Source organism: Pararhodobacter sp., assembly GCF_034676545.1.
GTDB lineage: Bacteria > Pseudomonadota > Alphaproteobacteria > Rhodobacterales > Rhodobacteraceae > Pararhodobacter.
Genome location: NZ_JAUCBZ010000015.1, coordinates 3,164,134 through 3,179,798, shown reverse-complemented (window position 1 = coordinate 3,179,798; position 15,665 = coordinate 3,164,134). Strand labels below are relative to the sequence as shown.

Sequence of the window (15,665 nt, the reverse complement as noted above, 5' to 3'; positions counted from 1 at the left end):
TCCGCGATTATCCTGTGCTGCCGGTCCCGATCAACGAGGCGTCGAAGGGCGTGGATTGGTAAATCTCGTTGATCCAGTTGCCATAGAGCAGATGCGCGTGGCTGCGCCAGCGGTTGGTCGGCTTGCGTTTCGGATCATCGTCCGGATAGTAATTGACCGGCACGGTGATGGCTTTGCCCGCTTCGGCGTCGCGGTCATATTCTTCCTTCAGCGTGCCCGAGTCATACTCGAAATGGTTGAAGATATAGAGCGCGCGGTGGGCGGCGTCTTCGACCAGACATGGCCCCACATCGGCGGAGCCCAGCAAGGTGACCAGCCCGTCTGCCGCGTCAACCTCGGCCTGGCGCATTTCGGTCCAGCGGCTGACCGGGATCAGGACATCATCCGAGAACCCCCGCAGATAGGGTGAGGCCGGGCTCAGGTTCTGATGCCGGAAACAGCCGAACGCCTTGTGATCAAGGATGTGTTTGGGCAGCCCGTGGAAGTGGTGCATCATCGCCATGCCGCCCCAACAGACGCCCAGCGTCGATTGCACATGGGTTTGCGTCCAGTCAAAGACCTCGCGCATTTCGTCCCAATAGGTCACTTCGTCGAAGGGCAGATGCTCGATAGGGGCGCCGGTGATGATCAACCCGTCGAATTTCTCGTCCTTGACCTCTTGGAAGGGGCGATAAAACTCGGCCATATGTTCGGCGGCGGTGTTGCGGGTCTGGTGCTCGCTCATGCGGATCAGCCGGAAATCGATTTGCAGCGGCGTGGCGCCGATTAACCGCGCGAACTGGTTCTCGGTCTGGATCTTCTTGGGCATCAGGTTCAGCAGCCCGATTTTCAGCGGCCGGATATCCTGCACGGCGGCGCGGGTATCGGCCATCACGTTCACCCCTTCGCGGGAGAGAACGTCAAAAGCAGGCAGGTTCGCAGGAAGCGTGATGGGCATGGGTCGTCCTTGACAGATCCGTCACTGGCCGTTTGCGGGGGTCAGGCCGCCGCTTCGGCGCGCCGGGTCAGACCATCGGCAATCAGTGCGTTGAAATCTTCCGGGGTGTGAACGCGGGCCATATCATCGGCCGACACTTTCATCCCCCAATTGGCCGCCATTGACGCATAGCGCGGTTGGCGGTGGGCCAAGGCGCGGGCATAGGTCCAGCGCACAAAGGCATCAGGATCGACGGCTCCTGGCATTCGGCCACTTTCCGCGAGATAGGTGTTCCACGCATCCAACAAGAATTCCGGACGATAATACATGGGCTTGGGCGCGCGATCAAAGCGGCGCACCAACTCGGCTGTGTGATCCTCGGAGCCTTCGATCCAGACCAGCAACACATGGCGCGACAGGACGCTGAGCACCGGATCGACCGGGTAATCGGGGTTCACCACCTCGCAGATCGAGCCGCTGGTGTCGCACACGAAGTTCTTGTAGCCATAAAGTTCACGCGCACGGTCGATGAACCGCGGCGTGTCCAGCAGGGCGGCAATCTCGGCCTCGCGGTGCTGGGCCTGGCGGTGGCGATATTCCTCGATCGGCAGCCCGCCCTTGGCCGGATCGCCCGGCTTGCCCAGATAGGTCGACAATGGCGACAGGTTGTCAAAGGTGATGTTGGACGAAATGCACACCGAATCCGACAGCAACAGATCGCGCAGCAAGGGGACTTTCATCGCCTCGCGTTTGAAATTGTCGGCAATCGCCTCGCCCATGTAACGGGTGCCGATGCGGTAATCGACGGAATAGTGAAACCACCCCTTTTCGCGCAACAGCGAGGAGGTGCGCGTCTTGCCAAGGCCGGACATGCCAAACAACAGCACGCTTTTCTGCGGCGCACTCATCCATTCAGCGGCGGTTTCATAAATCATCGCGGTACTCGCACTTTTCGTCGTTCGCTTGAATATGCGCTGCTCAGGGGCGGGGTTCAAGGCGTGTGATTCCAACGCCTCCCGCGCGGGCGAGGTCCGGGTCCAGAGTCATCGGGATATACTCTCCGCGTCGCCAGAGAACGCCCAGATCATCATAATGGCGGCTCAACGGGTGGCCCGATTGCCCCGTCGAGATGATGAACACGCTCGATTCCGGGTCTGCCATATCATAGACCCCACGGTATCCTGCGCCATGAACGTTAAGAAACGGTTCCGCCGCGCCCGGAGGGCCGCCGCGCGTCAGGCCACGCATCAGCGTGTTGTCGCCGCCGCTGGTCGATTGGCGGATGTTCACGAACAATCGCAGAATCGCGACGTCGCCCAAAACCGGGTGATCATGGGTCGCCTGATGCGCCTCGCCCCAGCGCCAGCTTTCAATCGCCGGGCCAAAGCTGCGCGTCAGCTGCGCGATGGCCTCATCCAGCGCGGTGCGCGCAATATCGACGCAGGTCTCGATCACCGCCGACTGGATGACATCGCACCATTGCGAGGCGCCATCGGTGTTCAGGAACACCCGCTCGATGAAGGCGGGTTGCATGTGCGTGAACATATCCACCTGTGGCCCCAACTCATCCCGGATCAGGCGAAATTGCAGGTCGCGCATCCACGCCGCATAGATCAGCGGCTCGGGCAGGTGCTCGTTCATCTCGCCGTTCCAGTCGGCCAGCAGTTGCAACGCGATCTGGCGCTGCGCCTCGACGCTGCCGGGGGTGGCGGGTTCGTCCTGGAACCACAATTCGGCACCGACCAGCGGCAACAGCGTGCGCGCGGCCTGGCTGACGGTGTCGAGTTGTGCCTCGATGAAGCTCTCGCGCGTGTGGACGCTGCGCTGGCGCATCAGGCGTACCCAGCGCTGAATGCGCACCCGGTCGCCCCAGTCAAAGCTGACATGCAGCGGGAACGGGCGGTTGAGGGGTTTGTTGTTGGTGTTGCCCAGCAGCCCGGTTTGCGGATCAATGAACCGCGGATTCGAGGAATAGGGCAGCATCCCCTGCCAGCGCGCATCGGGGTCATAACCGGGGGCCGGCATCCGGCCTTGGGTCGGATGGGCGCTGTCGCGGCGTGGCATCTGGCCCATGACCTGCATCGCGATATGCGCGTGGTCGATCACCATCAGGTTTTGCGACGGCGCGACAAAGGCTTCGGCGGCGGCCAGCGCCTGATCCACCGAATGCGCGCGCATCAGACCGATGGCGGCGGTCATCGAGGTGTCAGACGCGGACAAGGCCGTCCAGGACAGCGCGGCGACATGGCCGGGCGGCGTCACCGAGCCCAGGGAATAATGGCTACCGGGCAGGATCGGACCATTCTCGGACCAGCGCAGGGTGATTGTCACCGGATCGGAATCGGCGACTTGAATGATCGAGCGCCGGGTCTCGAACTCGGCCCAGCCGGTCGGCGTGCGATACCGTTGGTTGTTTTCGCTGTCGAGTTCCTCAAGGAACACGTCCTGATCATCCAGGTAAGACGAGGTCAGCGCCCAGGCCAGGCTTTCGGATCGCCCGACCAGGATCGCCGGGATGCCGGGAATCGTGCCACCCGTCACGGCACCCGTGCTCAGGTTCAGGCGGGCCAGATACCAGATCGCCGGAGCCGTGAAGCCCAAATGCGGGTCATTGGCCAGCAATGTCCCACCATTTGCCGAGCGCAACGGCCCCGCCGCCCAGGCATTCGACGCCCCTGCCATTTCGAAGGCGTTGAACGGCGAGAAATCCCCGCCGGGCAGGTCGCCGGGCATCTGATACGCGGTGGCCAGTTGCGTCTCGGTCAAGCCGGGAAAGAGGCTGGCGAAATCGGGCAGCGCGCTCAGGCCCTCACTGGTGTCGATCGGCATCAAGTCATTCGTGCGTTCCGCGCCCAACAGCGCCGACAAGCGCGCACGTTGCACCTCGTTTTCCAGATGTCCGGCCATTTGTACGGCCATCAGCTTGATCAACGCGATGGAATCGGCGGGCTGCCACAGGCCAACCTCTCCGGGGAACAGGAAATACTCGGGCGCACCACGGCCAAGGGCGCTGTCATTGACCTGATTGATCCAGGCGTTCACCCCGCGCGCATAGGCTTCCAGCGCGGCCATCGTGTCATCATCCTGCGCGGAAACCGACCGTTGCGCGAGGTCATAGAGGTCAAGCCGGCGCATCAATTCATCGGTACGCAGGGTGCGTTCACCGAACACTTCGCTCAGGCGGCCCTGAATGGCGCGGCGCATGAAGGTCATCTGCCACAACCGGTCCTGCGCATGGGCAAAGCCAAGGCCAAAGAACACATCCGCATCCGACTGGCCAAAGATATGCGGCACCGCATGGGTGTTGCGGGCGATCTCGACGGTGTCCGAAATTCCGCGCACCCGCCATGTGTGATCGTAATCCGGCACCGAGCGCGACACGAAATAATAGACGCCCGCCACCGTCGCCAGCGTCAGGACCACCGAGGCGGTGGCAATTCGCAGCAACCAGCGGAGCAGAGTAACCATCAGGATTGGCCTCGTCATGTTGACCTTGGAACGTGCTTCGTTTCCTATGGGCTGTCGCGCGCGAGCGCAATTCAAACCATCGACAGCAAAAGGGGCGAAGCATGGCCAAGGTGGCGTTTTTGGGGCTTGGAGTGATGGGCTATCCCATGGCGGGCCATCTTGCAAAGGCAGGGCATGAGGTCACGGTCTACAACCGCACCTTCGCCAAGGCGCAAAGATGGACCGCCGAGCATGGTGGCGCGGCCGCGCAAACCCCGAGCGCGGCGGCAATGGGTGCCGAATTCGTGATGGCCTGTGTGGGCAATGATGACGATCTGGCCTCGGTGTGCCGGGGCGCGGATGGGGCCTTCGCAGGCATGACCAAGGGGTCCGTGTTCGTCGATCACACCACGGTTTCCGCCAAAATTACCCGCGACCTGGCCGCTGAGGCTTTGGCGGCGGGAATCGGGTTCGTCGATGCCCCCGTTTCCGGCGGGCAGGCCGGGGCCGAGAACGGCATGTTGTCGGTGATGTGCGGCGGCGATGCGGAAGATTACGACCGCGCCGCCCCGGTGGTCGATGCCTATGCCAAGATCTGCAAACGTCTGGGCGAGGTCGGCGCGGGCCAGATTGCCAAGATGATGAACCAGATTTGCATCGCGGGTCTGGTGCAGGGCCTGTCCGAGGCGCTGCGCTTTGGCGAAAAGGCCGGGATGGATGGCAAGGCCGTGGTCGAGGTTATCCAAGGCGGTGCGGCGGGCTCGTGGCAAATGGTCAACCGCCACGCCACGATGCTCGACGGCAAGTTCGACCATGGCTTTGCGGTGGACTGGATGCGCAAGGATCTGGCGATCTGCCTGCAAACCGCCGATGAAATCGGCGCGCCCCTGCCGATCACGGCGCTGATCGACCAGTTTTACAAGGACGTGCAGAACATGGGCGGCGGGCGCTGGGATACCTCGTCGCTGATCCAGCGTTTGCGCCGGGTGGATGGCGATGCTTGAGGCGCGCATTGCACAAGGCCGGGGGGATGAACCGGCCGATCTGGTCCTCAAGGGCGGCACGGTCTGGTGCATGGTCACCGGCGCGAAAATCCCCGGCGACGTGGCAATTTGTGGCGACCGGATCGTCGGGATCGGCGCCGATTATTCGGGAAAACACGAAATAGATGTCACCGGCAAACTGCTGGTGCCGGGCTTCATCGACACCCATCTGCACATCGAATCCTCCTGCATCACGCCCTTCGAATTTGACCGCTGCGTCGCGCCTCGCGGCGTGACCACAGCGATCTGCGACCCGCATGAGATCGCCAATGTCGCCGGGCTTGCGGGCATCCGCTATTTCCTCGACGCCAGCACCCGCACCGTCATGGATATCCGCGTGAACCTGTCCTCCTGCGTGCCCTCGACGCATATGGAAACCGCAGGTGCCACCCTCAGCGCCGCCGATCTGGCCCCTCTGGCCGATCATCCACGCGTCATCGGGCTGGCCGAATTCATGAACTACCCCGGCGTGATCCACCGCGATCCGGGCTGCATGGACAAGCTGCGCGCCTTCGAGGGGCGGCATATCGACGGCCATGCCCCCTTGCTGTCGGGCCGCGATCTGAACGCCTATATCAGCGCCGGAATCCGCACCGAACACGAGGCAACCAGCGCCGCCGAGGCCACGGAAAAGCTGCAAAAAGGCATGCGGGTGCTGATCCGTGAAGGCTCGGTGTCCAAAGACCTCGAGGCGCTGGCCGAGGTTCTGACCCCCACGACCTCGGCCTATCTGTGCCTGTGCACCGATGATCGCAACCCGCTGGATATCGCCGAACACGGGCATCTGGACTACATGATTCGCCGCCTGATCGAAAAAGGCCGCGACCCGCTGTCGGTCTACCGTGCTGCGTCCCTGTCCGCGGCCGAGGCGTTTGGCCTCAAGGACCGTGGCCAGATCGCACCGGGCAAACGCGCGGATATCGTGGTGCTGGACAATCCAACCGAGTGCCGGGCTGAAATGGTGTTCTGCGGCGGCGTTCTGGCGAATGATGCAGCCTTTGACGCCCGCAATAAAATCGACGCTGTCGCGCGCGCTTCGGTTCACGTCCCCCCCCCCTGACCGCCGCCAGCTTCCGCTACGCCGGGAACAACGCTGATACCTCGGTGATCGGCATCTGGCCCGGCAAGATCCTGACCGAGCACCTGCGCGACTCCATTCCGGCGACCGATGGCGACAAACGCCCCGACCCGGCGCGGGATCTCGCCCGCATCACGGTGATCGAGCGCCACGGCAAGAACGGCAATATTGCCAACGGCTTCGTGCGTGGGTTCCAGATCAAATCCGGCGCGATCGCCTCCACCGTCTGCCACGACCACCACAATATCGCCGTGGTCGGCATGGATTACGCCGACATGGCGCTGGCCGCTCAACACCTGGGCGAAATCGAAGGCGGGTTCGTCGTGGTGCAGGGCGGCAAGGTCCTGGCCGAACTGGCCCTCCCTGTGGCGGGGCTCATGTCGCTGGAACCCTTCGAGACCGTGCGCGACGCCTTGGTTGACCTGCGCGCCGCGGCCAGGTCGCTGGGCGTCACCCTCGAGGAACCCTTCTTGCAACTGGCGTTTCTGGCGCTTCCGGTGATCCCGCATCTGAAAATCACCGATCTTGGCATGGTCGATGTGGACAGGTTCGAAGTCATGCCCTGAACCCGCCCCGCGACTCGCGCCCTGCGACATCATCTTGCTCTAAATACTCCTCTGTTTTTCAACAGCGGAGGAACGCCAAGCCTATGGCAAAAGCCCGTCCGGCAGCGGTGCCACGGTGCCACCCAGTGCCTCGGTGATCGTGCGCACATTTGATACGATCATCCCCGGCCAGGTGTCGGCCCCCGATCCCGGCTCGCCCAGTGCATCCGAATACAACGCCCCGCCGATCACCAGGTCATGCCCGCGCGCATGCGTCGCCTCGATCAGCGCCTGAACCGCGCGCGGGTTCAGCGTGGTCTCAACAAAGGCCGCCGGAACCCGCCGTTCCGCGGCCAGTTGCGCGGTCTGGTCAATATCCCGAAATCGACGGCTCTGATGCCGTGGAAATCCCTTGAATCGCTTCATTCTCAAGGGCATAGGCCCGGCTAAAATAGGTAAAGGCATCATGCGCCGTTAACAAGACCCGCTGCGCTTCAGGGATCGAGGCCAGGCTTTCGCGCGCCCAGGCATCCAGCGCCAATGCGCGCGCAACCTCACGGAGCAAGGCCTGTTGAATGTCATCGGCACAGTCGGGCGCAAGGGCCGTCAGCGCCTCGGCCATCGCCGGGAATGTCTCGGCCCACAGGGCGGGGTCCATCCACAAATGCGGATCCGGAGCGGCGTTGTGCATCAGCAATTGATCGGCCGGGATGGCGTCACCGATGATCGCGGCCCCGACCCGCGCCAGGATTTCGGCCAATCGCCCTTCCAGGCTCAGACCCAGCGCCATGATCCGATCCGCGGCCCGCAACCGGCGAATGTCCGACGGACGCGCTTGATACAGATGCGGGTCCAGCCCGGCGCCGATCAGGGTCTGCACCGTCACACATTCGCCTGCGATACGCCGGGCGGGGTCTGCGATCATGCCGACTGTGGCCAGCATCACGGGCTGCGCTGCCAAGGGCTGCGAAAACATGGTCAGGAAGGCGGCGGCAAGGATGGCTGAACGCATTGGCGGCTCCGCTGGTTCCCCGAGACTTATTGCGAATGAGTCGCAATGGCAAGCCAGCAGCTAATCGGATAAGCCGATCAATTATGCGCGAATATTCGAATTGCAACCGGCGCTCGCGCTGGGCCATAGTTCGGCACGCAGGACGGAGGCAGGCATGGCAGATTCGGCACGGGTGGTCATCATTGGCGGCGGGGTGGTCGGCACATCCGCCTTGTATCACTTGGCAAAAGCGGGCTGGACAGATTGCCTGTTGCTCGAGAAAAACGAGCTGACCGCCGGTTCGACATGGCACGCGGCGGGCAATGTGCCGACCTTCTCGTCCTCGTGGTCGATCATGAACATGCAGCGCTATTCGGCCGAACTCTATCGCGGCTTGGGCGAGGCCGTTGACTATCCGATGAACTATCACGTCACCGGGTCGGTCAGGCTGGGTCACACCCAGGAACGCCTGCGTGAGTTTCAGCGCGTTGTCGGGATGGGGCGCTATCAGGGCATGGACCTTGCGATCATGGCCCCCGACGAGATCAAGACCCGCTACCCGTTTCTCGAAACCCACGATCTGACGGGCGCGCTTTATGACCCCAACGACGGCGACATCGACCCCGCGCAACTGACCCAGGCGCTGGCCAAGGGGGCCCGCGACATGGGCGCTCGGATCGACCGCTTCCGCCCGGTCACCAGCGCGCGGCGCGAGAATGGCGAATGGGTGCTCGATACCCCCAAGGGCGAGGTGCGCTGCGAGGTTGTCGTCAACGCCGCTGGCTATTACGCCGCCCGCGTGGGCGCGATGTTTGGCCGCCGCGTGCCGATGATGGTGATGAGCCACCAGTACCTGCTGTTCGACACCATCCCTGAGCTTGAGGCTTGGTCCAAGGAAACCGGGCGCAAACTGCCACTGCTGCGCGACGTGGACAGCAGCTATTACCTGCGGCAGGAAAAACACGGCTTCAACCTTGGCCCCTATGAAAACCCCTGCCGCGCGCATTGGGCAACCCCCGATGACCCGATGCCCGATGACTTCAGCTTCCAGCTTTATCCCGATGATCTGGACCGGCTGGAATGGCACATCACCGACGCCATGGCCCGCGTGCCGCTGCTGGAAAAGGCCAATCTGCAAAAGGTCATCAACGGCCCGATCCCCTACACGCCCGACGGCAACCCGCTGATCGGCCCGATGCCCGGCGTGCCCAATGCGTTCGAGGCCTGCGTCTTTACCTTCGGCATCTGCCAGGGTGGCGGCGCGGGCAAGGTGCTGGCCGAATGGATCACCGAGGGCGCGACGGAATGGGATATGTGGTCCTGCGATCCGCGCCGCTTCACCGGGCATGAGGACCACGATTACTGCGTCGCCAAGGGGATGGAGGTCTACGGCCACGAATACGCCATCCATTTCCCGCACTATGCCTGGCCCGCCGGGCGCGGCCAGAAACTCTCGCCCAACAATGACCGCCTGATCGCGTTGGGCGCGCAGTTCGGCCCCTATAACGGCTGGGAACGTGCCAACTGGTTCGCGCGCCCCGGCGACGACACCTCCGGCGCTGCGCAACAAACCTGGCGCCGCGAAGGCCCGTGGTTCAACGCGGTAAAGGCCGAATGCGAGGCGGTGCGCGACGGGGTCGGCGTGCTCGATCTGCCCGGCTTCTCGCGGTTCGATCTGACCGGGGCCGGGGCGGCGGCGTGGCTCGATGCGCGGATCTCGGGCAAATTGCCCCGCGTCGGGCGTATCTCGCTGGCCTATTTCCCCGATGTCAAAGGCCGGATCGTCACCGAAATGTCGGTGATCCGCCATGCGCCGGATCATTTCACGCTGATCACCGCTGCCACCGCACAAGCGCATGATTTCGAATGGCTGGCGCAAGACCTCGCGCCGGGCCTGTCGCTGGTCGATCACACCGACGCCTTCTCAACCCTCATCGTCACCGGGCCACAGACGCGCGCCTTGCTGACAAAGCTGACCGACGCTGACCTGACGTTGCCTTGGCTCACGCATCAATCCGCGCAGGTTGCCGGAAAGCCTGCGCAACTGCTGCGCGTGTCCTTCGCCGGTGAGCTGGGCTGGGAGGTTCACGCCACCCCGAAAGACATGCCCACGATCTACGCCGCGATCCTCGACGCGGGCGCGACCCCATTCGGCATGTTTGCCCTCAATTCCCTGCGTATCGAAAAAGGGTATCGCGCGTGGAAGGGCGATCTCTCCACCGATTACACCCTGCTGCAAGGCGGGTTGGACCGCTTCATCGACTGGTCCAAGGACTTCCGGGGCAAAGCCGCACTTGCCGCCGAAAAGCAATCCGGCGTCAGCAAACGCTTCGTGCTGCTGACCATCGACGCAGGCGATTGTGACCCGGCCTATATGTCAACGCTCTGGCACAACGGCCAGGTCGTCGGCGAGACCACCTCAGGCTATTTCGGCCACCGCACCGGGCAGTGCATCGCGCTGGGCATGCTGCGCCACGACCTGACCGAGCCGGGCACGGCAATCGAGGTCGAAATCTTCGGCCAGCGCTACCCCGCCACGGTACAACCCGACGGCCCCCTATGGGACCCCGGCAACGAACGGCTCAGGGCATGATGGCCATCTTTGTTCTTCAAATATCCTCGGGGGTTCCAAGGGGGTGGAAAACCCCCTTGGGCGGGTCCGCCGGGTGCCGCATCGGAGCCTTCGCATGACCCGGATCACCCTTCTGGATGGCGGCATGGGCCAGGAATTGACACATCGCGCAGGTGGCACGCCGCATCCGCTGTGGGCGACCCGCGTGATGATCGACCATCCCGGCATGGTGCAATCCATCCATGCCGAGTATTTCGCCGCCGGGGCCAGCCTCGCCACGACCAACACCTATGCGATTCACCACGACCGGCTGGTGAAATTCGCGCTGGATCATCGCTATCAGGCCTTGATCGACGGCGCGCTGTCCGAGGCCAAAGCCGCGCGCGCCGCGCATGGCACTGGCCTGATCGCCGGTTCCATGGGGCCCTTGGTGGCCTCGTATCGCCCCGAAACCATGCCGCCCCATGACACCGCTGTCGCGCTGTTCGCCGAGATGGCCGCGCTGATCGCGCCCCATGTCGATGTCCTGCTTGGTGAGACCGTGGCCTCGCTCGCCCACGCAAGCGCGCTGATTGACGCCGCGCGGCAGGCGGCCCCCGACACGCCGCTGTGGCTCAGCGTCACGCTTGAGGATCGCGACGGCACCCTGCTGCGCTCCGGCGAGCCGATTGCCGCGCTGGGCGCTCTGATCGACCGCGTCGATGCAATTCTGGCCAATTGCTCGGCCCCCGAGGCAATGGATCAGGCGATGTCACCCCTGCGCGCCACCGGCAAACCCTTCGGCGCTTATGCCAACGGTTTCCAGCAGATCACCTCGGATTTCCTCAAGGACAACGCCACGGTTGACGCCTTGCAAGCCCGCCCCGAACTGACGCCGCAGCGCTATGCCGATTACGTCATGGGCTGGGTTGACCAAGGCGCCACGCTGGTTGGCGGCTGCTGCGAAACCGGCCCCGCCCATATTGCCGAAATCGCCAACCGCCTGCGCGCGGCGGGCCATACCATCGTTTGAGGACCCCCATGTCAATTCCCTCGCACGCACGCGTTGTCATCATTGGCGGCGGCATTTCGGGCTGCTCGGTGGCCTATCATCTGGCCAAGGCGGGCTGGACCGACATTGTTTTGCTGGAGCGCAAGCAACTGACCTGCGGCACGACCTGGCACGCGGCCGGGTTGATCGGCCAGTTGCGCGGGTCTTTGAACATGACGCGCCTCGCGAAATACTCGGCCGACCTGTACCTGAAGCTCGAGGCCGAAACCGGTATTGCCACCGGCATGAAGCAAACCGGCTCCATCACCGTGGCCCTGACCGAGGCCCGTCGCGAGGAGATCTACCGCTCCGCCGCGCTGGCCCGGGCGTTTGACGTGGACGTCCAGGAGATTTCCCCGGCCGAGGTCAAGGCGATGTACCCGCATCTCAACGTGGGCGACGTGGTGGGCGCGGTGCATCTGCCCTTGGACGGGCAATGCGACCCGGGCAATATCGCGCTGGCCCTCGCCAAGGGCGCGCGCCAGAACGGCGCGCAGGTGATCGAGGGCGTCAAGGTGTTGCGCGTGCTGGACGACGGCAAACGCGTGACCGGTGTGACCTATGAGGCGGGCGGCGCAGTCGGCACAATCACCTGCGACCATGTGGTCAACTGCGGCGGCATGTGGGGCCGCGATCTGGCGGCGAATTCGGGCGTGACCCTGCCGCTGCACGCCGCCGAGCATTTTTATCTGGTCACCGAACCGATTGCCGACCTTGGCCGCCTGCCGGTGCTGCGCGTCCCCGATGAATGCGCCTATTACAAGGAAGACGCGGGAAAAATGATGCTGGGCGCGTTCGAGCCCAAGGCCAAACCCTGGGGCATGACCGGCATTCCCGAGGATTTCTGTTTCGACAGCCTGCCCGAGGATTTCGACCATTTCGAACCAATTCTCGGCATGGCCATGAACCGGATGCCGCTGTTCGAAACCGCCGGGGTCCATACGTTCTTTAACGGTCCCGAAAGCTTTACGCCCGATGATCGCTATTATCTGGGCGAGGCCCCGGAAATGGGCAATTACTGGGTCGCGGCGGGCTATAACTCGGTGGGCATCGTGTCCTCGGGCGGCGCGGGCATGGCGCTGGCGCATTGGATGATCGAGGGTGAGCCTCCGTTCGACCTGTGGGAGGTGGATATCCGGCGTGCGCAGCCGTTCCAGCGCAACAAACGCTATCTCAAGGAGCGCGTGACCGAGACGCTGGGCCTGCTCTATGCCGACCATTTCCCGTTCCGTCAGGTGGAAACCGCGCGGGGCATTCGGCGCACGCCGCTGCATGAGCATCTCAAGGCGCGCGGCGCGGTGTTCGGCGAGGTCGCGGGCTGGGAACGGGCAAACTGGTTCGCGCGCGAGGGGCAAGAGCGCGCGTACCGCTATTCCTGGGGGCCGCAAAACTGGTTCGACAACCAAAAGGCCGAACATCTGGCGGTGCGCACCGCCGCCGGAGTGTTCGACATGACCTCCTTTGGCAAGATCCGCGTCGAGGGCCGCGATGCCTGCGCGTTCTTGCAGCGGGTTTGCGCCAACGATATCGACGTCGCGACGGGGCGCATCGTCTACACGCAGATGCTCAACCCGCGCGGCGGCATTGAAAGCGATCTGACGGTCACGCGCCTGTCGGAAACCGTGTTCTTTCTGGTCGTTCCAGGCGCCACCTTGCAGCGCGATCTCGCATGGCTTCGGCGGCAGCTGGGCGATGATTTTGCGGTCGTCACCGATGTCACGGCCGCCGAATCCGTGCTCTGCCTGATGGGGCCTGAGGCGCGAAACATCCTGTCGCGCATCACCCCCGCCGCGCTGGACAACGACGCTTTTCCCTTTGGCACGGCGCAAGACATCGAGCTCGGCCTTGGCTTGGCCCGCGCGCACCGTGTGACCTATGTCGGAGAATTGGGCTGGGAATTATACCTCAGCACCGACCAGACCGCGCATGTGTTTGAAACCCTGATCGAGGCCGCGCCCGACCTGAAACTCTGCGGACTCCATGCGCTCAACTCCTGCCGCATCGAAAAGGGCTTTCGCCATTTCGGCCATGATATCACCGACGAGGATCATGTGCTCGAGGCGGGCTTGGGTTTTGCGGTGAAAACCGACAAGGGCGAATTTATCGGCCGCGACGCGGTGCTGGCCAAACGCGAGGCCGGGTTGCAACGGCGAATGGTGCAGTTCCTGCTGCAAGACCCCGCCGCGATGGCCTATCACAACGAGCCCATTTGCCGCGATGGCGAGATCGTCGGCACGGTCACCAGCGGCAATTACGGCCACCATCTGGGTGGGTCGGTGGCGCTGGGCTATGTGCCCTGCGCCGGGCAATCGGCGTCCGAGGTTTTGGCCTCGCGGTATGACATCGACATTGCCGGGCGGCGCGTCCCGGCGACGGCGTCGTTGGCACCGCTTTATGATCCCAAATCCGCCCGCGTGAAACAATAGCACAAAGGGGCGCGCGCCCCTGAAGGACGTCCTTTGAAACGATTGATCGAGGAGAGACGCGATGACTGCTGAAGATCAGATGCCCCAAAGAGCGCGCCGATCCGGCGGACGCGCGGCCCGGGTTGCGGTGCGCTCTGCGCCTCTGGCCGATGATTTGCGCCCGGTGCGCGCGGGCATTTCCGGCGGACAATACAGCCCCCTGTCGCAAGACGCGGTGTTGCGCATCCACGAGGCCGCCTTGGACGCGTTGGAGGTCATTGGTCTGGCCAACGCGCCGCAATCGGGCATTGACGCGATGACCGCCGCCGGGGCCATTCTGGGCGACGACGGCCGCCTGCGGTATCCGCGCGCGCTGGTCGAGGATATGCTGACCAAGGCGTCTCGCGGCATCACGCTTTATGGCCGCGACCCCAAGCATCACCTTCATCTGTCGGGCACGCGCGTTCACTATGGCACGGCGGGGGCGGCAGTTCATGTCGTCGATATCGACACCGGCGCGTACCGCGACTCGACGGCGCAAGACCTGCATGACGCCGCCCGCTTGGTGCATCACCTTGATAACGTGCACTTCTTCCAGAGAATTTGTGTCGCGCGCGATGTCACCGACAATCTCGAAATGGACCTGAATACGCTCTACGGCGCGCTGGCGGGAACCACGAAACACGTCGGGACGTCATTCTCGGATCCGTCGCATGTCGAGGCGTGTTTCGAGTTGTTGCACATGGTTGCGGGCTCTGAGGCTGCGTGGCGCGAGCAGCCGTTTGTCAGCAATTCCAACTGCTTCGTCGTGCCGCCAATGAAATTCGCCGAGGAAAGCTGCATCACGATGGAGGCGTGTATCCGCGCGGGGATGCCGGTCCTGTTGCTGTCAGCCGGGCAGGCAGGCGCGACCTCGCCCGCACCGATTGCCACGACGATCGTGCAGGCGGTGGCTGAATGTCTGGCGGGCGTGGTCTACGTCAACAGCATCGCGCCGGGCCATCCCGCGGTGTTTGGCACCTGGCCGTTTGTGTCCGATCTGCGGACCGGTGCGATGTCCGGCGGCAGCGCCGAGCAAGCCTTGCTGACCGCAGGCTGCGCGCAGATGCACCGTTTCTATGGCCTGCCGGGGGGGGCGGCGGCAGGGATTGCCGACAGCAAACTGCCCGATATGCAAGCGGGCTGGGAAATGGCGATTTCCAACACGCTGGCCGGGTTGTCTGGCCTGAACATGGTGTATGAAGCGGTCGGGATGCACGCCTCGCTTCTGGGATTTTGTTTTGAATCCCTGACACTTGGCGATGATCTGCTAGGGCAGGCGTTGCGCTGTGTGCGCGGCATCGACGTGACCGAGGACAGCGTGTCCATCGACGTGATGAAAGAGGTTTGTCTGGGTGGGCCGGGGCACTATCTGGGCTCGGATCAGACGCTCAAGCTGATGCAGACCGAATATATCTACCCCGCTCTCGGCAACCGGATGAGTCCCAAGGAATGGAACGAGGCCGGGCGGCCAAGGTTGCTGGACGGCGCAAAGCGGCGCACGGCGGATATTCTGGCCAAGGCACCCTGCCAGATCGACCCCGCTCTGGACCGCGCGGTGCGGGCCAGGTTCAACATGTATTTTCAATAGAGGCGGGC

The 15,665-nt window shown here is 63.6% G+C and carries 10 protein-coding genes and 1 pseudogene; 6 read left to right on the top strand and 5 right to left on the bottom strand.

The window, feature by feature from the left end; genetic code table 11:
- Window positions 1–7 precede the first annotated feature (7 nt).
- Genes metA through VDQ28_RS19025 form a run of 3 tightly spaced genes read right to left on the bottom strand, consistent with a single transcriptional unit; the run spans window position 8 to window position 4,384 of the window.
- On the bottom strand, window positions 8–937 hold the full coding sequence (gene metA, locus VDQ28_RS19035; protein WP_323037424.1) for a homoserine O-acetyltransferase MetA: 930 nt from the start codon (window positions 935–937) through the stop codon (window positions 8–10).
- A gap of 41 nt (window positions 938–978) precedes the next feature.
- The gene (locus VDQ28_RS19030; RefSeq protein WP_323037423.1) at window positions 979–1,851 is read right to left on the bottom strand and encodes an ATPase; all 873 of its coding nucleotides are present in this window, start codon (window positions 1,849–1,851) and stop codon (window positions 979–981) included.
- 43 nt (window positions 1,852–1,894) lie between these two features.
- On the bottom strand, window positions 1,895–4,384 hold the full coding sequence (locus VDQ28_RS19025) for a penicillin acylase family protein (RefSeq protein ID WP_323037422.1): 2,490 nt from the start codon (window positions 4,382–4,384) through the stop codon (window positions 1,895–1,897).
- A gap of 101 nt (window positions 4,385–4,485) precedes the next feature.
- On the opposite strand from VDQ28_RS19025, the gene VDQ28_RS19020 reads away from it, so the two are divergent.
- Together VDQ28_RS19020 and ade are read left to right on the top strand one after the other, a co-directional pair.
- Entirely contained in the window at window positions 4,486–5,367 is an 882-nt protein-coding gene (locus VDQ28_RS19020; protein WP_323037421.1) for an NAD(P)-dependent oxidoreductase, read from the top strand.
- Window positions 5,354–7,050: pseudogene (gene ade, locus VDQ28_RS19015) on the top strand (adenine deaminase). The gene VDQ28_RS19020 and the pseudogene ade overlap by 14 nt, the downstream one beginning before the upstream one ends.
- Before the next feature lie 81 nt (window positions 7,051–7,131).
- Here ade and VDQ28_RS19010 read toward each other — a convergent pair.
- Together VDQ28_RS19010 and VDQ28_RS19005 are read right to left on the bottom strand one after the other, a co-directional pair.
- A complete protein-coding gene (locus VDQ28_RS19010; protein WP_323037420.1) occupies window positions 7,132–7,455 on the bottom strand; it encodes a metal ABC transporter solute-binding protein, Zn/Mn family in 324 nt (107 codons plus the stop codon).
- Entirely contained in the window at window positions 7,400–8,041 is a 642-nt protein-coding gene (locus VDQ28_RS19005) for a metal ABC transporter solute-binding protein, Zn/Mn family (protein WP_323037419.1), read from the bottom strand. Before VDQ28_RS19005 ends, VDQ28_RS19010 begins: the two co-directional genes overlap by 56 nt.
- A gap of 154 nt (window positions 8,042–8,195) precedes the next feature.
- Here VDQ28_RS19005 and VDQ28_RS19000 point away from each other — a divergent pair, with 154 nt between their 5' ends.
- From VDQ28_RS19000 to VDQ28_RS18985, 4 genes are all read left to right on the top strand, one after another.
- The gene (locus VDQ28_RS19000) at window positions 8,196–10,613 is read left to right on the top strand and encodes an FAD-dependent oxidoreductase (RefSeq protein WP_323037418.1); all 2,418 of its coding nucleotides are present in this window, start codon (window positions 8,196–8,198) and stop codon (window positions 10,611–10,613) included.
- A 94-nt stretch (window positions 10,614–10,707) separates the two neighbouring features.
- On the top strand, window positions 10,708–11,604 hold the full coding sequence (locus VDQ28_RS18995; protein WP_323037417.1) for a homocysteine S-methyltransferase family protein: 897 nt from the start codon (window positions 10,708–10,710) through the stop codon (window positions 11,602–11,604).
- Between the two features lie 8 nt (window positions 11,605–11,612).
- Window positions 11,613–14,048 (top strand): FAD-dependent oxidoreductase, encoded by a 2,436-nt coding sequence (locus VDQ28_RS18990; RefSeq protein ID WP_323037416.1) that lies wholly within the window; start codon window positions 11,613–11,615, stop codon window positions 14,046–14,048.
- 61 nt (window positions 14,049–14,109) lie between these two features.
- Entirely contained in the window at window positions 14,110–15,657 is a 1,548-nt protein-coding gene (locus VDQ28_RS18985; RefSeq protein ID WP_323037415.1) for a trimethylamine methyltransferase family protein, read from the top strand.
- Window positions 15,658–15,665: the final 8 nt, after the last annotated feature.